Annotated in this window: 26 protein-coding genes and 3 pseudogenes; 6 read left to right on the top strand and 23 right to left on the bottom strand. The window is 37.3% G+C overall.

The window, feature by feature from the left end; all coding sequences use genetic code 11:
- The coding region (locus FLS47_RS13485) for an IS66 family transposase (protein WP_149914885.1) at positions 1–938 on the top strand (938 nt) is incomplete at its 5' end.
- Here the strand turns inward: FLS47_RS13485 and FLS47_RS13480 are convergent.
- The 6 genes and pseudogenes from FLS47_RS13480 to FLS47_RS13455 all read right to left on the bottom strand — a co-directional run.
- A complete protein-coding gene (locus tag FLS47_RS13480) occupies positions 885–1,241 on the bottom strand; it encodes an RteC domain-containing protein (RefSeq protein WP_149914884.1) in 357 nt (118 codons plus the stop codon). The genes FLS47_RS13485 and FLS47_RS13480 overlap by 54 nt on opposite strands.
- A 469-nt stretch (positions 1,242–1,710) precedes the next feature.
- Positions 1,711–2,676 (bottom strand): DUF1259 domain-containing protein, encoded by a 966-nt coding sequence (locus FLS47_RS13475; RefSeq protein ID WP_149914883.1) that lies wholly within the window; start codon positions 2,674–2,676, stop codon positions 1,711–1,713.
- 30 nt (positions 2,677–2,706) lie between these two features.
- Entirely contained in the window at positions 2,707–3,396 is a 690-nt protein-coding gene (locus FLS47_RS13470) for an RND family efflux transporter (RefSeq protein ID WP_149914882.1), read from the bottom strand.
- An 87-nt stretch (positions 3,397–3,483) separates the two neighbouring features.
- Positions 3,484–4,749 (bottom strand): sensor histidine kinase, encoded by a 1,266-nt coding sequence (locus FLS47_RS13465; RefSeq protein WP_149914881.1) that lies wholly within the window; start codon positions 4,747–4,749, stop codon positions 3,484–3,486.
- The gene (locus tag FLS47_RS13460) at positions 4,746–5,420 is read right to left on the bottom strand and encodes a response regulator transcription factor (protein ID WP_149914880.1); all 675 of its coding nucleotides are present in this window, start codon (positions 5,418–5,420) and stop codon (positions 4,746–4,748) included. The genes FLS47_RS13465 and FLS47_RS13460 overlap by 4 nt, the downstream gene beginning before the upstream one ends.
- Before the next feature lie 279 nt (positions 5,421–5,699).
- Positions 5,700–6,947: pseudogene (locus FLS47_RS13455) on the bottom strand (TraM recognition domain-containing protein); the annotation flags it as partial.
- On the opposite strand from FLS47_RS13455, the gene FLS47_RS13450 reads away from it, so the two are divergent.
- Complete coding sequence (locus tag FLS47_RS13450) at positions 6,943–7,236, top strand: DNA-binding response regulator (protein ID WP_223225283.1); 294 nt, start codon at positions 6,943–6,945, stop codon at positions 7,234–7,236. The pseudogene FLS47_RS13455 and the gene FLS47_RS13450 sit on opposite strands and share 5 nt — an antisense overlap.
- 60 nt (positions 7,237–7,296) lie before the next feature.
- Here FLS47_RS13450 and chrA read toward each other — a convergent pair whose 3' ends face one another.
- The 15 genes and pseudogenes from chrA to FLS47_RS13380 all read right to left on the bottom strand — a co-directional run.
- Complete coding sequence (gene chrA, locus FLS47_RS13445) at positions 7,297–8,427, bottom strand: chromate efflux transporter (protein ID WP_149914879.1); 1,131 nt, start codon at positions 8,425–8,427, stop codon at positions 7,297–7,299.
- A gap of 5 nt (positions 8,428–8,432) precedes the next feature.
- A complete protein-coding gene (locus FLS47_RS13440) occupies positions 8,433–10,307 on the bottom strand; it encodes a metallophosphoesterase family protein (RefSeq protein WP_149914878.1) in 1,875 nt (624 codons plus the stop codon).
- A 51-nt stretch (positions 10,308–10,358) separates the two neighbouring features.
- On the bottom strand, positions 10,359–10,787 hold the full coding sequence (locus FLS47_RS13435) for a DoxX family protein (protein WP_045754286.1): 429 nt from the start codon (positions 10,785–10,787) through the stop codon (positions 10,359–10,361).
- Complete coding sequence (locus FLS47_RS13430) at positions 10,768–11,367, bottom strand: phosphatase PAP2 family protein (RefSeq protein ID WP_045754287.1); 600 nt, start codon at positions 11,365–11,367, stop codon at positions 10,768–10,770. Before FLS47_RS13430 ends, FLS47_RS13435 begins: the two co-directional genes overlap by 20 nt.
- Positions 11,367–11,699, bottom strand: coding sequence for a hypothetical protein (locus tag FLS47_RS13425; RefSeq protein WP_223225282.1), 333 nt, complete (start codon positions 11,697–11,699; stop codon positions 11,367–11,369). The genes FLS47_RS13430 and FLS47_RS13425 overlap by 1 nt, the downstream gene beginning before the upstream one ends.
- 219 nt (positions 11,700–11,918) lie before the next feature.
- Positions 11,919–12,719: a helix-turn-helix domain-containing protein gene (locus FLS47_RS13420; protein WP_149914877.1), complete on the bottom strand. Its 801-nt coding sequence runs from the start codon at positions 12,717–12,719 to the stop codon at positions 11,919–11,921.
- 32 nt (positions 12,720–12,751) lie between these two features.
- Positions 12,752–13,783 carry an ACR3 family arsenite efflux transporter gene (arsB, locus tag FLS47_RS13415; RefSeq protein WP_149914876.1) on the bottom strand — a complete coding sequence of 344 codons (1,032 nt, stop codon included), beginning with the start codon at positions 13,781–13,783 and terminating at the stop codon, positions 12,752–12,754.
- A gap of 3 nt (positions 13,784–13,786) precedes the next feature.
- Positions 13,787–14,398 carry an arsenate-mycothiol transferase ArsC gene (locus FLS47_RS13410; protein WP_149914875.1) on the bottom strand — a complete coding sequence of 204 codons (612 nt, stop codon included), beginning with the start codon at positions 14,396–14,398 and terminating at the stop codon, positions 13,787–13,789.
- A gap of 9 nt (positions 14,399–14,407) precedes the next feature.
- On the bottom strand, positions 14,408–15,028 hold the full coding sequence (locus FLS47_RS13405; RefSeq protein WP_149914874.1) for a class I SAM-dependent methyltransferase: 621 nt from the start codon (positions 15,026–15,028) through the stop codon (positions 14,408–14,410).
- Positions 15,029–15,041: 13 nt separating this feature from the next.
- On the bottom strand, positions 15,042–15,515 hold the full coding sequence (locus FLS47_RS13400) for a DUF6428 family protein (RefSeq protein ID WP_149914873.1): 474 nt from the start codon (positions 15,513–15,515) through the stop codon (positions 15,042–15,044).
- 67 nt (positions 15,516–15,582) lie between these two features.
- Positions 15,583–15,912, bottom strand: coding sequence for an ArsR/SmtB family transcription factor (locus FLS47_RS13395; protein WP_149914872.1), 330 nt, complete (start codon positions 15,910–15,912; stop codon positions 15,583–15,585).
- Between the two features lie 160 nt (positions 15,913–16,072).
- Positions 16,073–16,579 (bottom strand): hypothetical protein, encoded by a 507-nt coding sequence (locus tag FLS47_RS13390; RefSeq protein WP_223225281.1) that lies wholly within the window; start codon positions 16,577–16,579, stop codon positions 16,073–16,075.
- Positions 16,576–16,842: a hypothetical protein gene (locus FLS47_RS18615; protein WP_223225280.1), complete on the bottom strand. Its 267-nt coding sequence runs from the start codon at positions 16,840–16,842 to the stop codon at positions 16,576–16,578. Before FLS47_RS18615 ends, FLS47_RS13390 begins: the two co-directional genes overlap by 4 nt.
- A gap of 562 nt (positions 16,843–17,404) precedes the next feature.
- Positions 17,405–17,788, bottom strand: a complete 384-nt coding sequence (locus tag FLS47_RS18610; protein ID WP_223225279.1) for a ubiquitin-activating E1 family protein — start codon at positions 17,786–17,788, stop codon at positions 17,405–17,407.
- Positions 17,785–18,842: pseudogene (locus tag FLS47_RS13380) on the bottom strand (YifB family Mg chelatase-like AAA ATPase); the annotation flags it as partial. The gene FLS47_RS18610 and the pseudogene FLS47_RS13380, both read right to left, overlap by 4 nt.
- Positions 18,843–19,049: 207 nt before the next feature.
- On the opposite strand from FLS47_RS13380, the gene FLS47_RS13375 reads away from it, so the two are divergent.
- From FLS47_RS13375 to trmB, 4 genes are all read left to right on the top strand, one after another.
- Entirely contained in the window at positions 19,050–19,319 is a 270-nt protein-coding gene (locus FLS47_RS13375) for a YtxH domain-containing protein (RefSeq protein WP_149914871.1), read from the top strand.
- A 73-nt stretch (positions 19,320–19,392) separates the two neighbouring features.
- Positions 19,393–19,872, top strand: a complete 480-nt coding sequence (locus FLS47_RS13370; RefSeq protein WP_188347434.1) for a hypothetical protein — start codon at positions 19,393–19,395, stop codon at positions 19,870–19,872.
- Positions 19,856–20,371 (top strand): hypothetical protein, encoded by a 516-nt coding sequence (locus FLS47_RS13365; RefSeq protein ID WP_149914870.1) that lies wholly within the window; start codon positions 19,856–19,858, stop codon positions 20,369–20,371. The genes FLS47_RS13370 and FLS47_RS13365 overlap by 17 nt, the downstream gene beginning before the upstream one ends.
- Before the next feature lie 142 nt (positions 20,372–20,513).
- Positions 20,514–21,167: a tRNA (guanosine(46)-N7)-methyltransferase TrmB gene (gene trmB / locus FLS47_RS13360; RefSeq protein ID WP_149914869.1), complete on the top strand. Its 654-nt coding sequence runs from the start codon at positions 20,514–20,516 to the stop codon at positions 21,165–21,167.
- 17 nt (positions 21,168–21,184) lie between these two features.
- Here the strand turns inward: trmB and FLS47_RS13355 are convergent, their stop codons facing one another.
- Complete coding sequence (locus tag FLS47_RS13355) at positions 21,185–21,571, bottom strand: hypothetical protein (protein WP_149914868.1); 387 nt, start codon at positions 21,569–21,571, stop codon at positions 21,185–21,187.
- A 343-nt stretch (positions 21,572–21,914) separates the two neighbouring features.
- Positions 21,915–22,031, bottom strand: a pseudogene (locus FLS47_RS19065) (hypothetical protein); the annotation flags it as partial.
- Positions 22,032–22,201: the final 170 nt, after the last annotated feature.

Here is a 22,201-nt window from a genome sequence, read left to right as displayed (position 1 = left end):
AGGGGCCTAAAAAAAATAGTAGAAACAGCTCTCTTCCTCCTTCAAAAGATGAAAACAGCCCTCCTCGAACCACTAGTTTACGAAAATCCAGCGGAAAGTCTTCCGGAGGTCAAAAGGGGCATGAAGGTAGTACTTTAAAGATGAGCGCTTGCCCTGAGGACATCGTAGAACACAGTCCGGGATTTTGTAACTGTTGTGGATTGGATCTGCAAGACTTTCAGGCAGAATTGACCAGTTGCCGGCAAATGGTTGATATTCCTCTCACGAAGCCTTTGTACACCGAACATCGCATCTTCAGCAAAACCTGTTTATGCGGACACCAGACTACAGCAAGTTTTCCTTCCGGGGTCAATGCTCCTATTAGTTATGGTCCAAAAACCACTGCTCTGATCGCTTATTTGCATACCCGGCAATATGTTCCTTTGGCAAGGATCAGCGAGTTCTTTAATTCGGTATATAGCATGCCTATCAGTCAGGGGACTGTTATTGGTATTCTGGATCGCTTTGCCAAAAAATCACTGCCCGCATTAGAGCTAATTAAGCAGACCATTTGTAAATCCACTGTGGTTGGGGCAGATGAAACAGGTATGAAACAAAATGGACAATTGAATTGGTTCTGGACTTGGCAAAACAAATTGGCTACCTATATTGCCTGTTCGGCAAACAGAGGGATAGCAACCATTAAAGAACATTTCCCAGCGGGATTTCCAAAGGTGATTCTTGTTCATGATTGCTGGCCTAGCCATCTTAATACCGAGGCTGCAGGTCATCAGATATGTACAGCACACTTGCTAAGAGAGCTGAAGTTCTTGGAACAGAAATATCAATCTGAATGGGCTACACAGTTTAGCCGGATGCTTATACTAGCCTTGGAATTGAAAAAGTCAATACCTGTAAAATTCAAGATTATTATCAAAGAATTTTTTAAGTTTCTTTAATTCGGCATTAAGGTACTTCCTTATAGATTTCGTTGCGTTTGGTTTTTTTGTCTCGATTTTATAGATTTCGTTGTAATAGATGAGTTTTGCTACGATTACTGGTTTCTGATATTTGAAAAAGCGAATTTCTTCAGCAACATTCTTAAATCCATTTTCCAGCACATATTCCTTTATTTCGAGCAAACAGTCAATAATAAGGTGAATAACAGCTTCAATCCTTTCAATTGAACAAGGTGTTTCAATCTCTATGTCGTTGATTGCCGTTTCCAGCTTTTGTAATGTTTGATTGAAAAATTTGTCCATCCGATTATTTTTGGAAATTCCAGAATACTGCACCCACACAGGCTGAGAAAATGATATAAGTATTATCCATTACCATATGAGTTAACGACAATGTGCCGAATGCTTGATCTACATTGATCTAAGATGAGTAATACTGAGCTTTACCATATCACAAGGCATCCCTTACAGAATTAATGATGAATTGAATAAAGCCTTGTTAAATTGCTTTTACAAGGCTTTAAAGGCTTTAAAAGAGATTGTAACCACTTTTGTTAACGGTGTTGCTGCCATATTACTGTTGTCCAAAGGTAACCGACGCTCAAGTATACATACTTTCGCACCTGAAAAATTGCAATCCAGAATAACGTCGTTCCAATAGTGACATCAAGACTCATTCTCAAAACAAAGAATGCCGCAGGAATTTCAAATAGAGTTATATTATTTTGGTAGGACAATAATATCTGCACACTTTAGCTTAATAAATGTGTTTTTAGTGTTTCATCTCCATTTGTCCCTTACCCGTCTTGTCAAGCGCAAGTTTCAAAGATTTGACAAGTTCCTCCGCATTTCCTACTGCCCAATAATGCAAAAAGAAGACGTGTGGTTTTTCCTGTACCATGTGGTTATGAACTGCTACCACTTCGATGCCATTTTCAATCAGTGCCTTAATGACCGGTGCTACTTCGTCCTCAAGCATGGCAAAATCTCCCGCGATCGCAGCTTTCTCGTTAGTCCCTTGAATTGCGATCCATGTATTATAGCCAAAAAATGTGGAAATAGAGATACCATGTTCCGTAATAGGTGCATCCGGACGACCAATAGTGTATTTATATACCCCTTTGGACATTTCGCCTTTTATTCCTAATATGTTGTCCAGTTTTTTGATATCTATTGTGTTTTCAACAACTCTGTGGGCAAATGAACCTTTTGACGGATCTCCACCACGTATTTGTTTTACTTTGTCAAGTACCGCCTTCGCCTTGGATGCCATTTGCTCAGTACTGCCACTTCCGCCTATATGCATATACATGACATTTGGGTGATTTCTCACGAAATGATTATGTATGGCAGTAATGGTAAGCCCCTGTTTAATTGCCTCACGCTGGACAGGTTTCAAATCTGTCTCTGTGACCACAATATCCCCCATTATCATTGCACCATCACTGGTGGGCGTAAATGCTATCCAGGTGCCAAGTCCCATAGGAGGGATAATCTTAAAGCTATCAACCCTTATATCCAGATCATTTTGTGGCACGGTTATTTTAAATTCCCCATTTTTCTCAACACCTTTCATGCCCAATATAGACTCTATTTTGGCTATATCGAGCTTTCCCCTCACAGTATTATGCATCATCTGGGTTTGACCCTTTGATTGTGCGCTCACGTTATTGCTGCCAGCAACGGCGACAACAGCCGTGAATGTAAGCACCCTTAAAAAACTGATTGATTTTTTCATGATTCTATTATATTTGTTTAATACTCTAATTTATTTAGCGACTGACGGTATTACCCGAATGTCAGCTTTCAATTCTTCTGTGCCTTTTAATACGAGCGTATCTCCTTGTTTGATATCTCCAAAAATTTCTAATTTTTCCCCCATATTAAATCCGGGACATACATCTATCCATTGGGTTACGCCGTTCGACACCTTGATCACAAACTTTTTTTCGAGGGTAGTTACCACAGCTGAAAATGGCACAACCATTCCAACCTGAAAGCGTTCCTTTTGTAATCGGTTTTTTCGTACGTCTGCTTCTGAAACAGCCGTATTGATCCGTGCATTCCGTTCTCCAAATGTAACAGCCTTCCAGTTTAACAATATCCCGGCGGCGCTTCCCGTAGCGGGGTCAAAAGTATTTTCGGTTGTTGGTGGCCCTGAAATGGGTAATATCCCTGTTGGGTAAAAAACGCCTGTCAGATTATTTGCCGTAGAAATACCCGCCTGATAACTGGCGTCGATGGTCGGTAGCCTGCTGTATTTCACTACATCTACATTTTTGTCTGCCGCCGCTGCATCATATTTCCTGACATTGAGCAAGTGATAATTCTGGTCACCCCATGCAATGGCATCTTTTAGGCTGATCAGCGTGTCTTTATGCTGTGCCGATGCCTGAAATATAGAAAAGGTTCCTATTAAAACCGGCAGGCATTTCTTTTTAACAATGGTGTACAACATCTTATGTATCAATTTTCGATATCCTCAATTTGATACAAAGCTATAAACCGATTTTGGAGATATTTTGGAGATGACCTGAAGGGGTTGTCACCTAAAACATACTTCTACTATATGCCAGCCATTTTTGTAGTTGTACTCTATATTATATTGGTATAGTTGGCTAATTTGCCTGACCAAAGCCAGTCCTAAACCTGTAGTCTGTTTTTGATGGGTATTTTTCCTGAACCGCTCGAACAGTACCTCCGGATCTACAAACAAAGGGTCTCCCGTATTTTCAATTATGAGTTTACCGTCGTTGATGATTACGGCGATTTCCTTTTTGTTATTATTATGGACGATGGCATTATTGATGAGATTGGAAATCAGGATTTCTATTAATAGTAGATTAGCTGTTACGGTAATCTCTTCCTCCATGTTACTTTTTATCCGTGGACAGTTATCTACGTATTCTGAACATTCGTCCAATATTTTACGGACAACATTGTTTATGCTTATGTTTTCCCTATCGGGAAACTGGCTATTTTCTATTTTGGCAAGTAACAGTAATATCCTGTTCATTTCGCTAAGACGGTTTGTAGCATTAGCTATGTCGCCCAACAATAACGCTTCCTCCTCCTTAATATCCGGCTGGTTAATGAGTAATTCGATTTTGGCACGGATAATCGCGAGAGGGGTTTGGATTTCGTGGGATGCATTTTCGACAAATTGCTTTTGATTGTAGTAGGCCTTATTTACATTTTTGACTAATTTATTAAGTGTGCTATTAAGCCTGTCAAATTCAGTGGTTCCGGTTTCCTCGGGAAGTTGAAAATGGCTGTTCCGGGCAATATCAAAATTTTCAGCAGAACTTATGCTTAAAAAGAATGGTCGCCATAGTCTTGCTGAACTCTTCCTGCTCACAACCATGATTGCAATCAATAATACCAGTAGAATTACTGCTTCGGAAGCAAATACCTTAATGATCAGGTGGGTGGTTTCGGTCGAGGAAATATAGGTAGACACAAGATAAGACTGATCATTCCATTGATATCGGTTGGTCAATACCTTAAACGGAAGATTTTTCCCTTCCGCAGGATAGAAAATAACAGTATCACTTGGGACATTAACTATGGCGGGGGCTGATGCATCACTTTCTGAAATATCGTATTCCCCCGCAATATGCTTTTCCAGAGCGCCGGACGTAGCAATAAATCTTCCCCAAACATTTTGCTGCTTAAGTAACAGGTATTTTTCTTCGGCATGGTGTGCATGTTTCTTCAAAATAATATAAAATATTCCTGAACTGACCAGCAGGATAATGGGCAGCCATATCAGGAGGACATTGGTATTGCGCTGTAAAAGAGGTTTGCTCATATCGAAATCTTATATCCTAATCCATAAATTGTTTGTATGAGTTCATCACAACCGCATTCTTTCAGTTTACGTTTTAGGTTTTTTATCTGGGAGTACACAAAATCAAACGAAGGCATACTGTCGGTACGGTTTCCGTATATATGCTCGGCTATGGCCTGTCTGCTTACTACACGGTTTGCGTTGTTCAGCAGGTAAGCCAACAGGTCAAACTCGCTCCTTGTAAGCGATAAGCGTTGCTGGTTGCAGGTTACCAGGCGGGAGGTGAGATTAACCTGTAAGTTGCTTATTTCAAGCAGATTAGCTCCATTGCTATATTTTCTGCGAATTAGCGCCCTAACCCGCGCGTTTAGTTCAGAGAGATGAAAAGGCTTTGTCACATAATCATCGGCACCAAGGGATAATCCCTCAATTTTATCGTCCAGGGAATTACGGGCAGAAATAATGATTACGCCATCCTGTTTTCTTTCCTCCCGAAGAAGTTTTAAAAGTTTAAGTCCATTGCCATCCGGCAGGTTAATATCCAGAATTACACAGTCGTACTCAAAGGACTCTATTCGTTGCAATCCTTCATAGAACGTAGCTACTCCTTCACAACGAAAGTCCTCTTGTGTGAGATATTGTAGAATACTTTCCAGCAAATCTGGTTCGTCTTCGATTATTAACAATTTCATCTAATTCTTTTACTGTAAAAGTAATAACAAACTTTGGAGAAATTTTGTATAAATGTCGGCTTTACAGAGAGTCCGTTTTTAAAGATGTTACCAATGCAATGAATGATCATAGGAAACATGTCATTAAGCTATCCTTGATCTAATACATATTACGGTACCGGCGATAGTCTCAATGTTGGCAAATATTATTCCATCCGTGAACGCCTTTATCCGCAATTTTTACATTAAACTAATAAGACACTCTATTTCTAAGCTCCATTGAACACTTTCCCAAGCTATTTAATTGCTTTGCAACAAATGCTTCAAATTATGGTCATTCTTGATGCGTTCCATTTCGCTTTCAACTATATTTACAACATCTGATTTTATCTGACGGTAATTGTCTCCAATCTGTTGTTTCATCTCGTCCTCGCCTTGCTCATTACCAAAGGAAAGTATCTGCGGTATTTTCTTATAGGCTTTGGTTTCTGCCGCTACTTTTTCATTGTCCACAACAATCTCGGCGTGAAATATTTTTTGCTCGATACGCTCATCGAAGTTGTCCGATACCGCCCCCACAAACATCCCCTGTGTAAGCGTTGAAATTTTGGAAGCAGGTATCAGGCTATCCATTTGGGTGGAAATGGAAGTGGATTTATCATTACGGTTAATGGTCATGCTCTGCCGTTTCTGCAACACTTTACCGAAACGCTCGCTAAGGCTTTTTGCCGTTTCGCCTACTACCTGACCGGAGAAAATATTACCTACCGTGTTTTGAATAACCTTGCTTTCTTTGTCGCCATAATCACGGGTTAATTGGCTGAAATCCTGAAAACCCAAACAGACCGCTACCTTATTACTGCGGGCTGTTGCAATCAGGTTATCCAATCCCCTGAAATAAATCGTCGGCAGCTCATCTATGATAACCGAACCTTTAAGCTGTCCCTTTTTATTGATGAGTTTTGCGATGCGGGAATTGTACAAACCCAATGCTGCGGAGTAAATATTTTGACGGTCAGGGTTGTTGCCAACACACAAAATTTTTGGTTCTTTCGGGTTATTGATGTCAAGCGTAAAGTCATCGCCTGTCATGACCCAATAGAGTTGCGGACTTATCATTCTTGACAAAGGAATTTTTGCGGAAGCTATCTGCCCCTGCAATTGGTCTTGTGCGCCTCCCTGCCACGCATCCATAAAGGGTGATAAATAATTTTCCAGTTCCGGGTATGAGGTCAAAATAGTAAATACGTCTGCATATTTTTTGTTGAGTAATTCGATGGCATGGGGAAAGGTACAATACCTGCCGTTGTCGTAGATTTTGAGATACCAAATTATTGCTGCAAGCAAGATAATTGGGCTTTCCACGAAAAATTCACCCTGTTTGGAAATCCACGACTTGTTAAGGTTGAGCATGATGGTATAGGCAGCTTCATAGGCGTCCGATATGTCCGTCATGAAATCGGGATTAAGAGGATTGCATCGGTGGCTCCGGCGTGGGTCGTCAAAGTTGATGACGTAAAACTTCGGCTTTACCTTATACTTATTGGTATCTAGGTCAGAAAGCATTGAAAATGGGCTAACACAGTTGTCTTCATTGAATGAACTCCCCAAATTCTGTATTGTTGACTTGGATTTCTACAACCAAAATGTGCTTAAACAGCTTCAGGAATTAAGGATTGAATATCCTACAATAAAACTGATTGCCCATAGTGATATCGATGATGAGAAAGTTGGGAAATCCCTTTTAGACATTGGATTTTCAAGTTATCTGCTACTTGGTAGCGATGTGGATGATTTTAAAAGAGTAATAGAAACTGTTATCGCTATGGACAGTTAGTCTGGGAAAGTTACGAATTTGTACAGTTTCTCCTTATGAAGATAATAATCTAAATTTTTATCAAATTTGAAATAACACATATCCTAATAAGGAACCGCCCAAAACTACAACAGCACTATTTAATTTTTTGTATCCAAAAGTTATTGCAATGCTCAAAACTGCAATTAAAATCGTTCGCCAATCAGTAATGGTTTCTTTACCCATTTCATAGCACACTGCTATGATTATGGCTACCGATGCTACATTCACGGCATCTAAAAAGGCAGATAACCCTTTAGAATTTCGTAGCTTTTTCATTAACGGATTAAGCAGTGCCACAAAAACAAATGATGGCAGGAAAATGGCAATAGTTGAGATAATGGCTCCTGAAAGCCCATTGATTTGAAAGCCAATAAACGTTACCGATGAAAAAACGGGACCAGGCGTGAACTGACCTACTGCAATAGCATCCATCAATTGCCGTCTTGTAAGCAGACCTGTTGCTACCAATTCTGTATCTAAAAAAGCAAACAGCACATATCCGCTCCCATAAAGTATGGAGCCAATTTTAAGAAATGTCCAAAACAGTTTAGCATTTGTCGCTGTCCAAAAAGTTGTCTGTGTAACCTGAAGAAAGGTAAACGGAACAATACTTTGCAAAGTATCATTTTGTCTGTTCTGAACCGTGTGCAATCCAAACGCTAACAGACCTGCACCAAACATTAAATAAATTTCATTAACTCCAAACACCGCCGCTAATAAAACAGTAATACCAATAAGACCTAAATTTATGGATTTGACAGATTGTTTTGCCAATGGATAAATTGCAGCCAGAATAATGGCTATTATAGCAGGTTTGATACCATAGATAAAAGGTTGTACTTCGGGTAGCTGTCCGTAAAGGCTATACAAATACGCTAAAATTCCTGTTATTAAAACGGCAGGCAGAATAAAGCATAAACCGGCTGTCAATAAGCCTTTCCAACCACCTTTATCATAGCCGATATGAATAGCCATTTCCGTGCTGTTAGGTCCCGGAATAAGGTTGGTAGCACCTAGTAAATCCAAAAAGTGCTGTTCACTCATCCATTTTCGTTTAACCACCACTTCATCCCGCATCATGGCAATATGTGCTGCTGGACCTCCAAACCCTATAATCCCCAACTTACCGAAAACTTTTGCGATTTCTTTTACGTTTACATTCTCTTGCATTTTAATTATCTTAATTCGACTTCATCTATTTGATTTAAAGTGTCCGGATTGAATACTTTCATTGTTATTTTTTTTCCCTCCACATAAAACAGGCAAAGTGCATTTTCCACGCTAAAGGACTGGGTATGCTTACTCCATGGCAATACTTCCTGACCATAATAAGGAGCTCCTGCTGCACCATTATTGATTTGATAGATTGGTCGCGATACATTAAGTTTTTTATGCGGATAATTCTCGGGGTAAATTGGCATATCAGCCGTCAGTTTTAACCAGTTATAGTTATGTTCATCCCCTGTAAGCATCCCCACCACTTTCTTACTTTGATTAATCAAAATATCTAAATATTCATCTCTGCGTTCTATAATTCCTTTATCAACGGGCTTTCCTCCAATGTAGGGTCTTTTTTCGTTGTTACCGCTGTACCACATCACATCTTTACTGTGTCCTCCATTAGGAAATGCAGGAGTATGTTGTGTAAGAAAAATATGGTCAATATTCTTGTCTCTTTCCAATTTTGAGATCGTTTCACGAAGCCATTGAAGTTGGTTATCCATTAAATACCCATGCAACCCTCCGCTGGAAGCCGTTTGATTAGCAATGGAAGGTGCATACCAGTAATTGCTATTAAGGACAATCATCGCCACGTTTCCGTAGGTATAATAAAACACATTTTCCTTATAGGAAGGGAAGTCTATATTTTTAGGGTCAGGGTCATACTTGTTATCATCCTCGCTATCTGGACCATTTTCAGGATTTACAAATTCCTCTGCAAAAAGTGCTTCTGCTGATTGGGTCTCATAAGGAAAAGCATCAATAAATGCCTGTTGCTTGCCGTTTTTATCTTTAAAAATAAGACCTAATGCTTCATGATTACCCATACCTATATAAAAGGGCATGTAGTGCCAAAATGGTTCAATGGATTTTTTCCAGTTAGAATATTCCAGTCTCTGCTGTTCTTTACTGCTCAAATAGCCGTTAATCATATCACCGGTGAATTGCATAAAGCGCACGTCCTTCATGTGAGCAAGTGCAGCCATTTTTTTCATTATGTAGGCGTTGGCTCCAAGGATTTTCCGTTCACCTCCACCTGTAGCATGGCGGCTGTCGCTTGCATAACCAAATACGAACGCTTCTCTGCTGCCTTTAGATGGTGCAGTTTTAAGATGATACGATTGCGATTGTATCCCATATTTTACCTTATAGTTGTGCTTTGTATTTGGGGTAAGTCCTGCTATATTCCAGCGATGCAGCGTTGTTTCGTGTTCATCTTTATAAACTTTGCCATTGATTTCAATTTCGGCCTTTACGGGATGTGTGGTTTTGCACCAGATTACAGCAGAGTTATCAGTAAGCATATTTACAAAAGGTCCTTCATAAATTGCCGGTATGACTTCAAATGGTCCTTCACCTTTTAAAGCAATTATGCCATCAAACAAAAGCATACCTTGCTCATCAGCAATTCGGTAGCCAAGGTTCAGGTACCCATTTTTCTTCCAGTCTACAAAATCATACGGATACTTGAAATCCTCTTTTATATTGAGCTCTATTTTACCGTCTTCAATTTTGACGGTTTTTCGATATACGGGAAGGGGATGCGGAACTTTTCCGTAAGGGATTAAGCCATAGGTTACCGTTCCTTTTAAAGTCCCAAAATCCATCTGAACTCCATTTTCAGTACCTTTCGGTTTACCAAGAAGTTGTTCGGTCGTTAGCGGATTTTTAAATTCTTCTGCAAAGTATTTTTCATCCTTATCTTTAAAATATAACCTTCCATTAGTATCATAGCCCAGATTACTGTATGCCGCAGGAATTTTAGGAAGTTGCGCCATTGCTGTTGTAGCAAACACCAACGCAATAGCAGAAAATAGTATCTTATTCATATAAATTGTCTAAAATGATATATTATATTTAAGTGATTGAAATTTTCCCAGCTATTTAGGAATATTTGTCAAACTATCTATAGACCAACGACCTCCACCTTTTATCAATAGAAAGATACTCCCCAAAAGCATCGCCCAGTCTGTACGGCTTCCATGCATCATTTCCCAAAATCCTTTTTCTGCTAAAACCTCTGATTTAGTTGTTGCAATAGCAACGAACATAATAATGATAAGAGGAATGCTCGCCAATCTTGTCAGAAGTCCAATAAGAATTAAAAATCCACAAACAATTTCAAAGCTGCCAACGAAACTGCCCAAAAACTCAGGATTAGGCAGACCTATTTTTGCAAAACGTCCAGCACCTAAGGTGTCTGCAAATAAAAACTTCTGTATTCCTTCCGAAAGAAATACGGCACCTACCATCAGTCGAATAAGTATGGTAGTTTTTGATTGGTCTGTCTTAGTTATTTTTTGAAACATGATGATTAAATAGTTTTATGAATTTTGGATTGAATGTTTTATATAGATGGGCTACCATCCCCGCAATAAGCATACTTAAAATAGCTGGAACTAAAATATCAGTTGGATAGTGTACGCCTAAATAAACCCTGCTCAAACTGACAAAAATTGCCCATGGGATAAGAATGATTGGGAGCCATTTTAGATTTTGTTTAGTTAATATGGTTAAATAAAATGCCAAAGCAAAGACATTGGAGGCATGAGAAGAAATAAAACCGAACTTGCCGCCTCGATAATTGTTTACTATATGCAGCTCTCCTTCCAATGCTGCATTATGACTTGGACGCAGCCTTTCAAATAGAGGTTTAAATATTCCGGAAGCCAGCTGATCACTCATTGTGATGAGCAAGGCGATTAGTAAGATCATCAGGATAGCATCCTTTTTATACTTCCAGACAAGCAAAATTATTAGTGCAACATAAAAAGGAAGCCAAGTGTATTTGCCGCTGGCAAACCACATTACTTCGTCCCAAAATTCATTATGGCTTCCATTTAGCCATAATAGAATATTTGTATCTATCTGTTTGATATCTTCAAGCATTATTTTCTGATGGGTGATTGTCTTTCTACAGGAGTTTTTACAGTAAAAAAAGGTACTTTTTCCATTGCATGACAGCTAACGCAACTATTGGTAAGCATTTGGAAGTTCTTATTAAAAACAACTGTATCTCTTTTTTTTAGAGCCTCATTCATTTGAGGGAGTGTAACGGTTAAAAAATGTTGTGCGGAAGCTGTCCGTTTTGGTCTTCTTTCCAATCCATTTTCTATCGCCTTTTGGATTTTTTCCAATTGATAATCAGCATACTCCCAGTTTTCGTCTTTTCCAGCCCAATATAATTCCTGATAACGATATCCGGTTTCAACCATTGCCATGTCAAATCCACGAAATTGATTTTCTATCGTTTCAAGTTTCTCCTGCTCGTTTCCTTTTATACACTGTCCTTGAACAGCTTCGTGTTTTTGATTACAAGCTGAAAAAAAGAAAGTATAAATAAAAATGTCAAATATTTCATAACCTGTATTTTACGCTACACAAATTTCGTACAATACAAATTATAATATACGGTATATTTGAAAATGAAAAGGTGTATTTTAGGTATTCCGTAAGGTTTGTGGCGTAAGGCCTGTGTGCCGTTTGAAATATTTTACAAAGTGGGAAGTGTCATTAAAATTCAAACTATAGGCAATTTCAGAAACACTACCTTCTGTATAAATCAATTGTCTTTTTGCCTCGCTGATGATATGCTCAGCAATTACTTCTGCTGCTGATTGGCTTAGTGTTTTACGACAAATAGCATTTAGATTTTGTGGTGTCGTATGGAGTTTTTCTGCATAGTGAGCAACATTGTTTCGAAGGTCGTTTGTTTGGTTGAGCAATTCCCTGAAAACTGTAATTACATCATCGGTTTTACTGGTTTTATTAGTTAAAGGTTTTGCTGAAATCAATATTTTAGCAAATAGTGCTTTTAGTAATCCTTCGGTGACGGTAAAGTCTTTTTCTGTAGTGAGCAGCTGAAATAATGTATCTATACTTCCTATTTCTTTCAGATAGATGCAACTTAATTCGCTGAGTTTGGATAAAAGACTTTTCAGCTTACTGTCCATCGATTGGTCGAGAAATCCCTTCTTTAAAAGCAGTACAAAACCGTCAGGTGTATCTGTCATATCCCAATGATGTACCTGTTCTTTACGAACAAAAAATACGGTGGGTGGCTTAATTGAAAATGAAGTATGGTCTATGGTATGGAAACCGTTTCCTTCTCTCAAATAAATAATTTCAAAATAGCTGTTGTGTTTGTGCGGTTCGGTCTTGCGAATTTCTTTCCGGAACGGTGCAACTTTTAATAATGCTGCCGCTTCAATTTTGGTTTTTATGGAAATAGAATTTTTCAATTTGCTGGAGCTTCTATATTGTCTTTATAAAATTAATTATAATACCTCTTCTTTAACCGTAAACTTGCTCTTACTAAAAGTATCAGAACAGGAACCTCAACCAATGGACCGATAACTCCAACAAATGCCTGTGGTGAATGGATGCCGAATACCGCTATAGATACGGCGATTGCCAATTCAAAATTGTTTCCTGTAGCAGTAAAGGCGATAGAAGCGTTTTTGTCGTAAGGCAGTTTCAAAGATTTATTGATAAAGAAGCTAACAAAAAACATCAATACAAAATAGATGATTAAGGGTATGGCTACTTTTATCACATCCATTGGTAACTCTACTATTTTGTCGCCTTTCAAGCTAAACATCAATACGATAGTAAAGAGTAAAGCATACAAAGTAATAGGCGATATTTTGGGTACGAATGTTCTGTTATACCATTCTATACCTTTTGATTTAACTAAAAAGTACCGGCTTAAAAAGCCTGCTAAAAACGGAATACCTAAATAAATAAGTACACTTTCTGTAACATCCTTCATCGAAACGCTTACATTGAAGTTTGCAAGACCTAATTTACTTGGTAATACATTGATGAATAACCATACTAAGAAGCTATAAGAAATTATCTGAAAGATGCTATTTAATGCTACTAACATAGCAGTATATTCCCGGTTGGCTTTTGCCAAATCGCTCCACACAATTACCATGGCGATACATCTTGCCAAGCCTATCAGTATTAAGCCTGTCATATAATCGGGTTCGTTGCGTAAAAACAAAACAGCTAATCCGAACATTAATACTGTACCGATTACCCAATTCAACAATAAGGATATGCCGATTACTTTTTTATCCTTAAACGCTTTAGGTAGTAAGGAATAATCCACTTTTGCCAATGGTGGGTACATCATTAGTATTAATCCTATTGCTAATGGAATATTGGTAGTACCTACTGACAAGCTGTTTGTAACATTGGAAATTGTGGGAAAGAAATGACCCAATCCTACACCTAATGCCATGGCAAGGAATATCCATAAGGTCAGGTAACGGTCAAGGAATTTTAGTTTTGGTTGCATTGGTTATCGGCTGATTTTTGAAAAGACATAAAACATTTCGCTAGCTATCTGTAAACTCCTTTCTGCATATACCATTGATTGCTCCGGTGTATTATCTGAAATTTTAGGGTCTTCAAAAGTGATGGGAATTCTTTTTTCTGCTCCTGCTATAAAAGGGCAACCACTGTCTGCCTGCGAACAGGTCATAATAGCTGCGAACGCTGAAACCGGATTAAAAGGGCTATCGTATTTTTTGGAAAAACCGATTATTGGCAAAGCATTTTCACTGTACTTTATAGCATATACAGGATTATGTGTGTCTGCAATTTTGAAGATGCTAAAACCTTGATTAGCCAATGTTTCTGCCCCTTTCGGAAATAGTGCTGTTTCTTCCGTTCCGCCGGAAAAGCAATGTACATTTGCAATATTGAAGTACGCACTGGCTACTTGTGCCCAAACCTGGGACAAATGGCTTCTGCGGGAATTATGGGTGCAAATGAAGTTGATATTTATTTCCTGCTTATAAGCTGTTTTTCGCTGTACAAAATCGATCAGTGGCTGTAATATAGTTTTACGTTCTTCGCTAATGTTTTGCTTTTGTACTTGTTCGATTGTTTTTAATAATGCTGAATACATAATAGGGATTTAATTTTTACGGAAACTACAGAACACGAAATTCTGATAGGCATCAAATGGTGTCTTGTGGTCAACGGTTATACAATTGATTTTCTCAAAAGAGTTTTCAAATAATTTCGACAAGCTACTATCCGAATATTGCTTGATGTCTATGCCACTACATTTTGTGGGACCTTGTTCAGAAAAGGTTCCCATCACTAAAATGCCATCCTGGGCAATTGCTTTGGTCGTAGTATGTATATAATTTTCTATTTCGTGGTTCTCCGTCAGGAAATGAAACGCTGCCCTGTCGTGCCAAAAGTCGTATTGCTGAGTGGGTACAAAATCTGAAATATCTGAAATAATCCAGTGTACCTTGTTGGCTTTACTGCCTAATCTTTCCTTTGCCCGTTGGATAGCGGCATTGGAAATATCCAATACGGTAATATCGACATAACCTAAATCAAGTAGGTAGTCAACCAAAAAGCTGTCTCCTCCGCCAATATCAATAATTTTTGCACTCTTCGGTAAGTTGAATTGATGAAAAAAATTTAATGAAGTTTCTGGATTGGGCTGATGCCAACTCACTGTTTCTAAAGGTTTACTCTCGTAAATATTTTCCCAATGGGATTTTCGATTGAAATGTTCCATATTTATTTTAAAATTAGCAACAACCTCCACCTGGCGTGCAAGTATTGGTTTGATTTACCTGCAATCCTATTAAATTTTTCTTTTGTTTTTTTGATGGAATACCACAAGCATCTTCTGCCAAACAAGCTGTGGTTTTGTTTTTCAAGACAAAAGTTTTTCCATTAAATTCTAAATCATATTTTCCAATGGTGTCACTTTGATATTCCACTTCAATTTCTACATCTTCAATACCTAACTTTTCTTCCGAAAGCTTAATGATGTTTAAAAGTTTAGTGGGTTTTAATCGATGTTCAAAATCATTAGCATTCCATAATTGAAAATTGACAACTTTTTCGTTCCGAATTACACCACCGCAGTCAATAAAATTTTTAGTTATTTGCCCCACTTCCGTAACGTGAAAATGTTCGGGTACAAAAGTTCCATTTTCTAATTGGAATTCAACATTATCCAATGTCGGAAGGATTTCTTTGATCTCTGATAATTTCATATTGTGGATATTATAGTTAATTATATATTGCAATGTAGCGATAAACAAAGGCTTTAAAAAAAATGCCTTAACAGCATTTTTCTATAGTTATATCATCTACAAAGAAAGTATTGAGTTCCTTTTTAACTTGTTGCCAAACTATCTCATTAATACAATAGCAAACACTTGTTCCCTCAATATTACCTTTAATGATGCCAATGCTCTTTAATTCTTTCAAATGCTGTGAAATGGTGGCCTGTGCCAATCCTAATTCTTCAACTAAATCATTACAGATACAGGCATTCTGCTTGATGATATATTGTAAAATGGCTATTCGTGCAGGATGCGCCAGTGCTTTCAAAGTAATGGCTAAATGATTCTGCTCTTCTGTAAATATTTCAGTCTTCGTGACACCCATTTGTTATTTTATTTATATCGCAATATTACGATAATATATTAAAAACAGCAATAGCTGTATAAAAATATTGTTTAAATGCATTGATAAGACAAGAAGGTCTCTCTGTAGAGATAGTTTGGTAACTCGTCTTATTGAAAAATAGGGTTACATTATTTCTTTATTATTGATAATAAACCTTAATTATCTTATCATTTTTCAGTACAAACTGAATCTGTTCATATTTTTGAAATGGTCTATCTTCTGAGTTTGATGATTTGGGGAAATACTTAACACCAATAGTTACGTTTGGTAAGTTGAAATTCCAGGATGATCGAATTTTAAAATCCTTGCCACACAATTGTTGTTCGGATGATTTCAAATATTCTCTGAATTTCGAAAGACCTTCGGTTTCAAATATAGTTTTCCAGTTTTTGCGTTCTTCAAAAGTGATATTCTCGTCAAGATTTTTCAGGATACTACTTTCGTCGGAACTGTTGCAAGCCTTTATAAAATCCCTGATGATTTTTCGCGTTATCTTTTGAATTTCTCTGATTTTTTTCTTTTCATTTTCAAGGTAAAAAGCAAAATCATCATCTACCAACTTACGCATCTTATCGCATCCAAAATGAAATGCCTCTATCTTAGATTTATAAAGTCGATCTTTGAAAAAATCAGTATCATCATTCACATTATTTTTAAACTTGAAATTTGTAACCTTATTTCCTTCCTGCCTTTCTCAAGGTCAGTGGTAAATTCATACTCTGGAAAACTGTTTAATATTAAAGTATCCAACTCCCATTCCTCATAATCACTTGTAGTTTTTATTTGAAAACCTTCTTCAAATTCCAAGACATAAACAGGAAATCTAAAATTATTCTCGATAATTTTTTGTTGTATTAAATCAATATCTGTTTTTCGATTGACTATTATGCTGATTTCGGTTTCTATCATTGATATATTGGTATTATTTAGGAGTTCCAAATTTAATCAATTTAGACTGCTCTCCAGATATAACCTGCGGCGTTCTTTTGCTTCTTTTCTTTGGTCGCCAATGTGGTAAGAAAAGAAGTCCCCTAAAAACAACAAAAGGGATAATGAATATCCCTCAAATAATATCGCAACCTGTTTGGTAAAATGTACCGGAATGAATGGTGGGTAGGCATCCCATTTTGCCAAAGAGGTTGCTCCGTTTATGCAAAAAGACTGTCCCGACCATCGGGAGGGAGTGTCTTTTTGCCGCCCGATTTTCCAATCAGGCGACTTTTATAGGATGGGTGCGGAAATCTTTCAGGTTGTGAAAAAATCCCCTATATAGTGTTAATCCATTTCTAAACATACCCCATAACAGTGAGCAACCCATCTGCACCAATGAGGAATTGATAAACAAGTCCTGCTTTTCCAACGCTTCGGCAAGGGAACAGCTCGGTGTATCGTCTTTCAGTTCGGACTGTTTAAGCAGTTCGCCAAATTCATCCGTAACCATTGGCAGGCTTGCCACCGTTTCATATTTCTCTTAATTGGGTTGCTTTATCTCTCCGATAGTAGATAGTAAAACTTGCCCTGTATGTTGACTGTTGCCGAAGTCCAACCAATAGCGTGGGCGGTTGGAATAGGCTCTTCCGTTGCTCAATTCACTTAATATATCCGCAATTTCAAATCTTGCTTTTACGCTATCTACACAGGAAATATAAATACTTGCTCCGACGTTATCGGGAAATTTGCCGTTATTGTCTTTTTCAAATTTCCTTGCCTCTGCTTTCCAGTTCGTACCTGAGAAGCGATTTATACGGTTAATGATAGCAACGGATTTGTACAAACCGACCTCACTTTCTGCAAAACGCTGTCTTCCTAAATTGGCTTGGGTAATTACATCATCATCCCAAAGACGAATAAACATGGATTCATTGCAGCTATGAGCATAAAACTTCCTGGATAATCTACTGTAAATTTAGAACGCGAGATTGTTATATTTCTGGATTCTAAAGGTTGACGCATCACTTCCAAAACTGTTCTTTTGAATTCGGGTAATTCATCTAAAAAAAGGATTCCATTATGTGCTAGAGATATTTCTCCCGGCTGTGGGTGAGTTCCGCCGCCGACTAGAGCAACGTCCGAAATGGTATGGTGCGGGTTGCGGAAAGGGCGTGTAGTCATTAGAGATTCTGCAGTAGGTAAGGTGCCGGCGACAGAATGAATTTTAGTCGTCTCTAATGATTCATCAATGGTCAACGGTGGAAGAATAGTCGGCAACCTTTTAGCTAGCATTGTCTTACCTGCGCCTGGAGGGCCGATTAGAATCACATTGTGACCGCCTGCTGCCGCAATTTCTAATGATCTTTTGATATTTTCTTGCCCTTTTACATCTGCAAAGTCTACCTCATAACTATTAATATTCTTTTCGAATTCCTCATTAATATTGACATAGGTTGGTGCAATAGTAATTTTCTTCTCAAAGAAATCAACTACATCATGTAGATTATCAATTCCATAAATATTTAAATCCGAAAACTATTGCTGCTTCTTTGGCATTTACCGATGGAAGTATAATTCCACTAAACCCATCTTTTTTCGCTTGAACAGCAATAGGCAAAGCTCCTTTGATGGGTTGAATGGCTCCGTCTAATGAAAGTTCGCCTAGAATGATGTACTTTTTCTATTTCTTCTGAATTGATCTGGTTGGAAGCGGCTAAAATACCGATTGCGATAGACAAATCGTAGGATGAGCCTTCTTTACGAATATCAGCAGGAGCGAGATTAACTACGATTTTTTGTCGTGGCATACGATAACCAATGGACATAATGGCACTTTCGATTCTTTGCAAACTTTCTTTTACGGCATTGTCTGGCAGACCAACAATGTAATATTTTGTACCTGTAGAAACATTTACTTCTACTGTAATCGTTGTTGCTTCAATACCATATACGGCGCTACCAAATGTCTTTACGAGCATAGTGTGATTAAGTGGTTGTTTAAATTTAAAGAAAATTATTTGCATTAAAATGATATTTGAAAATGGTTTTGGTCTTGTTTTTGATGATTTGTAATAAAAACCTTATTTTGACAATGCGCAGAAAAAATATTTTTATTTTTAAACGTTTTGAGAGTTTTAGTGTTTATATAGTAAGTGATTTATTTTAAAAAATTAATATAACGGATAATGAAAGACAGCGGAAAAGTAGTTACAGCATTATTAGCTGGTTTAGCGGCGGGTGCAGTTTTAGGATTATTGTTTGCACCAGAGAAAGGTTCGGAGACTCGCGATAAAATTAATGATTCTTTGGCTGATTTAGCAGATGCGATCAAAGAGCGTGCAGAGCAACAAATCGATCAATTAAATGATTTAAAAGAAAAAGTATTAGCTTCTGTAAAATCTAAAGCAGCAAAGGCAGAAGAAATTATTGACGATGAAATCGTAGAACACGCGTAACTAGCAATTCTGTAATTAATAATCATAAAAGCGAGAAATGTTGCTACAATTCTCGCTTATAATAAATTAATGGATGGAAGAACAAAAATTTTCCTTTTCGGGTAGTTTTCAAAAGTCAAAAGAATACCTAGATACACAACTGGAAATATTAAAGCTAAAAGCTATTTCCAAATCATCGCGTATTATCGGAGCGATTGTGCTGGATATATCGAAGCTGGGACTTGTCTTGGCAATTATTTTCTTTTGGTCGTTAGCATTAGGATTTTGGTTGGGAGAGTTATTGGGAAGCTATTCGCTTGGTTTTTTAGCTACAGGAGGAATCTTTTTAATCCTTCTATTGATTGTTCGTGCTGTGGAACCAAAGCTAGAAGCTAAATTTATGGATTTGACCATTAAAAAGTTTCTTGGAAAGTGGAATGAAGAAGAAGATTTCATCGCAGAAATGGAACGCGAAGAAGCACAGCGCAAGGAAGAATACAAAGCTCCCGAGGGATCTAGTACTACTGTAAAGGATATTTTTGAAAAGGAAGTAGATCATGAAAGTAAATATTAATAATGCTGAAGAGCTCAAAAGCGAGCTAGTCCGTCTTAGTAGATTGCGAAGAGAGCAAGAGCTTTACTTAGGTGATCAATATAAAATTCTCAAAAATAAAGTTCAAACCCCTTCGCGCATAGTTGGAGCAGTAGCTTCAAACCTTCCAGGAGTAAGTCTTGTCAAAGGATTATTTTCTTCTTTGGGAAAAGATAAAAGTCATGCAGATATTTCGGATGGAAAATCTGATTGGTTAACCAAAGTTACGAAGCTTGCACTTCCATTAGTATTAAATAGGACTTTGTTAAAAAATAGTGGCTGGCTTAAAAAGTCATTGGTTTTATTGGCATCTGAAGGCGCTGTCGGGCAAATTAACAAGGATAAAGTGAATTCTTTTGTTGGTAAGATTGCGGATTATATCCGTCCTAAAAAATCAAAGAAGAAGCATAAAAATATAAAACCCATTGAAGAACAAGACACAGTCAACTTTGGTATTCCTCCCGACAGTGAAACGTATTAGATCTTGCATTTTAAAATATTGAATCCCTTTAACAAAGGGATTTTTTAATTTATATGCTTTTCAATAGATACTTCTTATTTTTTACTGCTAAATAGTTGAATAACTGAGAACATAAGGTTATTTTTGGAGCATATTAAATATTATGGGTAAGGATAAATTAAGAAAGTTTGCAGAAGTTTCAACATTTGAAAATGTAGTGCAGCTGGATGCAGGGGTTGAATATAAAGGACAATGGGCTTCCAAATTCTTTGGTAATAATAAACCAGTTATTTTGGAGTTGGCCTGCGGAAAAGGTGAGTATACAGTCAATCTTGCGAAAATGTTTCCCGAGTATAATTTTCTTGGAATCGACTATAAAGGTAATCGTATTTGGCGTGGTGCTAAAACTGCATTAGAAGAAGGAATTAAAAATGTTGGATTTCTGCGTATTCAAATTGAAACTATTTTATCGCATTTTGCGGAAAATGAGGTTTCAGAAATTTGGATTACTTTCCCAGATCCACAACCCCAAGATAGCCGTGAAAAAAAGCGTTTAACGAACTCGAACTTTCTAGAACGTTATAAATTTATTTTGAAAGAAGACGGTATTATGCACTTGAAAACCGATAACGATGGGTTTTATGCTTACACTTTAGAGCAGATTAAAGCTTTAGGTTTTACAAAATTTAAAGAAACCACAGATTTATACAAGTCGGATTTGGTAGACGATGTATTGTCGATTAAAACGTATTACGAACGCAAGTATTTGGCTGTAGATAAGAATATTAATTATGTCCAATGGACATTTAAGAAATAACAATATAAAAAGTCTTTTTACATTTTAAAGTATTCTACAGAATGTGCTAATAGAGCCTCGTGCAATAATGAATTATCATCATCTGAGGCAAATAATTTATTACGCCAATAGCGTTTTGGAGATTTTCTGTGGAAATGAATAACGTACAAATTGCCTCCTGAGCGCGTAAGGCTTTTAATGTGGTTTATATCCTTAATAAGATAATTGTCAGTTCGATTTCTAAATCGAATTATCAGCTCTCCATTATTTAATTCCCAATTGGACTTGTTTTTACTCCATTTGACTGATAAAAATAGAATTAGAGGAATAGTAAAAAGTATAATCACAACTTTCGCAATTTCTGATGCTGGAATTTGTGAGGAAATAATACCACCAAAAACTAACAGCGAAAAAAAACTAAGCATATATTTACCCCTGTGTAGAGTGTTTATCTCAAAAGATTGTTTCATCAATCAAAACTACAAAAATTATTCTGGTAAAATTGGAGCCTTACCCTAGCAAACTAGCCCCAAATCTAATGAATTCAAGCCTGTTGAAAAAAATCGTCTTGATACAGCATGTCTGACGTTTTTGTCTCTTCACAGTCAAATTTTGGCACACTTTCAAGCTTCTGAAAGACTTTAAGTTTATAACTATCCTATACATCATTATACATCATGTCTTAAAGTCAACACCTGCTTTAATAACTTATAGACTGCGGCGAAAAGTGCTAGTATTGAAGGTTTTTCCGCTGCTCTTTAACGGCCTTTAAAACTCTTTGCAGGGATCATTATAACGTATCGCAAACCAATATCCAAGGAAAAGCAAAGAACGTAGATCTGAGTCCCCATTTCCATTAATATTAGTTCTGATCTTTGTTGATGTGCCTGATTGTTTATACTACTAACCTGAATTCGATTATTAATTCTATTTAAAATTGCAATCATGGTGGTAAATGTTTATATTTAAGTATCTGAAATTCAAATATTTAACAATATACCAGACCATGATTACATACGATAAAGTTACCGATATTTTCTGCATAGTTGATGAGT

The organism is Sphingobacterium cavernae (assembly GCF_008520265.1).
In the GTDB taxonomy this organism is placed as follows: Bacteria; Bacteroidota; Bacteroidia; order Sphingobacteriales; family Sphingobacteriaceae; genus Sphingobacterium; species Sphingobacterium cavernae.
Note: the sequence above shows the minus strand (reverse complement) of the source record. Positions and strands in the feature narration are given on the sequence as shown.

Coding starts and splice junctions, on each gene's coding strand:
- FLS47_RS13405 (WP_149914874.1), bottom strand. CDS start 15,028: ATGGAACATTTCAATCGAAAATCCCATTGGGAAAATATTTACGAGAGT.
- FLS47_RS13470 (WP_149914882.1), bottom strand. CDS start 3,396: ATGTTGTACACCATTGTTAAAAAGAAATGCCTGCCGGTTTTAATAGGA.
- FLS47_RS18615 (WP_223225280.1), bottom strand. CDS start 16,842: ATGATAGAAACCGAAATCAGCATAATAGTCAATCGAAAAACAGATATT.
- FLS47_RS13430 (WP_045754287.1), bottom strand. CDS start 11,367: ATGCTTGAAGATATCAAACAGATAGATACAAATATTCTATTATGGCTA.
- FLS47_RS13370 (WP_188347434.1), top strand. CDS start 19,393: ATGGAAGAACAAAAATTTTCCTTTTCGGGTAGTTTTCAAAAGTCAAAA.
- FLS47_RS13475 (WP_149914883.1), bottom strand. CDS start 2,676: ATGAAAAAATCAATCAGTTTTTTAAGGGTGCTTACATTCACGGCTGTT.
- FLS47_RS13400 (WP_149914873.1), bottom strand. CDS start 15,515: ATGAAATTATCAGAGATCAAAGAAATCCTTCCGACATTGGATAATGTT.
- FLS47_RS13465 (WP_149914881.1), bottom strand. CDS start 4,749: ATGAGCAAACCTCTTTTACAGCGCAATACCAATGTCCTCCTGATATGG.
- trmB (WP_149914869.1), top strand. CDS start 20,514: ATGGGTAAGGATAAATTAAGAAAGTTTGCAGAAGTTTCAACATTTGAA.
- FLS47_RS13460 (WP_149914880.1), bottom strand. CDS start 5,420: ATGAAATTGTTAATAATCGAAGACGAACCAGATTTGCTGGAAAGTATT.
- FLS47_RS13410 (WP_149914875.1), bottom strand. CDS start 14,398: ATGTATTCAGCATTATTAAAAACAATCGAACAAGTACAAAAGCAAAAC.
- FLS47_RS13395 (WP_149914872.1), bottom strand. CDS start 15,912: ATGGGTGTCACGAAGACTGAAATATTTACAGAAGAGCAGAATCATTTA.
- FLS47_RS13355 (WP_149914868.1), bottom strand. CDS start 21,571: ATGCTTAGTTTTTTTTCGCTGTTAGTTTTTGGTGGTATTATTTCCTCA.
- FLS47_RS13425 (WP_223225282.1), bottom strand. CDS start 11,699: ATGGCAATGGTTGAAACCGGATATCGTTATCAGGAATTATATTGGGCT.
- FLS47_RS13365 (WP_149914870.1), top strand. CDS start 19,856: ATGAAAGTAAATATTAATAATGCTGAAGAGCTCAAAAGCGAGCTAGTC.
- FLS47_RS13435 (WP_045754286.1), bottom strand. CDS start 10,787: ATGTTTCAAAAAATAACTAAGACAGACCAATCAAAAACTACCATACTT.
- FLS47_RS13375 (WP_149914871.1), top strand. CDS start 19,050: ATGAAAGACAGCGGAAAAGTAGTTACAGCATTATTAGCTGGTTTAGCG.
- FLS47_RS18610 (WP_223225279.1), bottom strand. CDS start 17,788: ATGTTTATTCGTCTTTGGGATGATGATGTAATTACCCAAGCCAATTTA.
- FLS47_RS13440 (WP_149914878.1), bottom strand. CDS start 10,307: ATGAATAAGATACTATTTTCTGCTATTGCGTTGGTGTTTGCTACAACA.
- arsB (WP_149914876.1), bottom strand. CDS start 13,783: ATGCAACCAAAACTAAAATTCCTTGACCGTTACCTGACCTTATGGATA.
- chrA (WP_149914879.1), bottom strand. CDS start 8,427: ATGCAAGAGAATGTAAACGTAAAAGAAATCGCAAAAGTTTTCGGTAAG.
- FLS47_RS13480 (WP_149914884.1), bottom strand. CDS start 1,241: ATGGACAAATTTTTCAATCAAACATTACAAAAGCTGGAAACGGCAATC.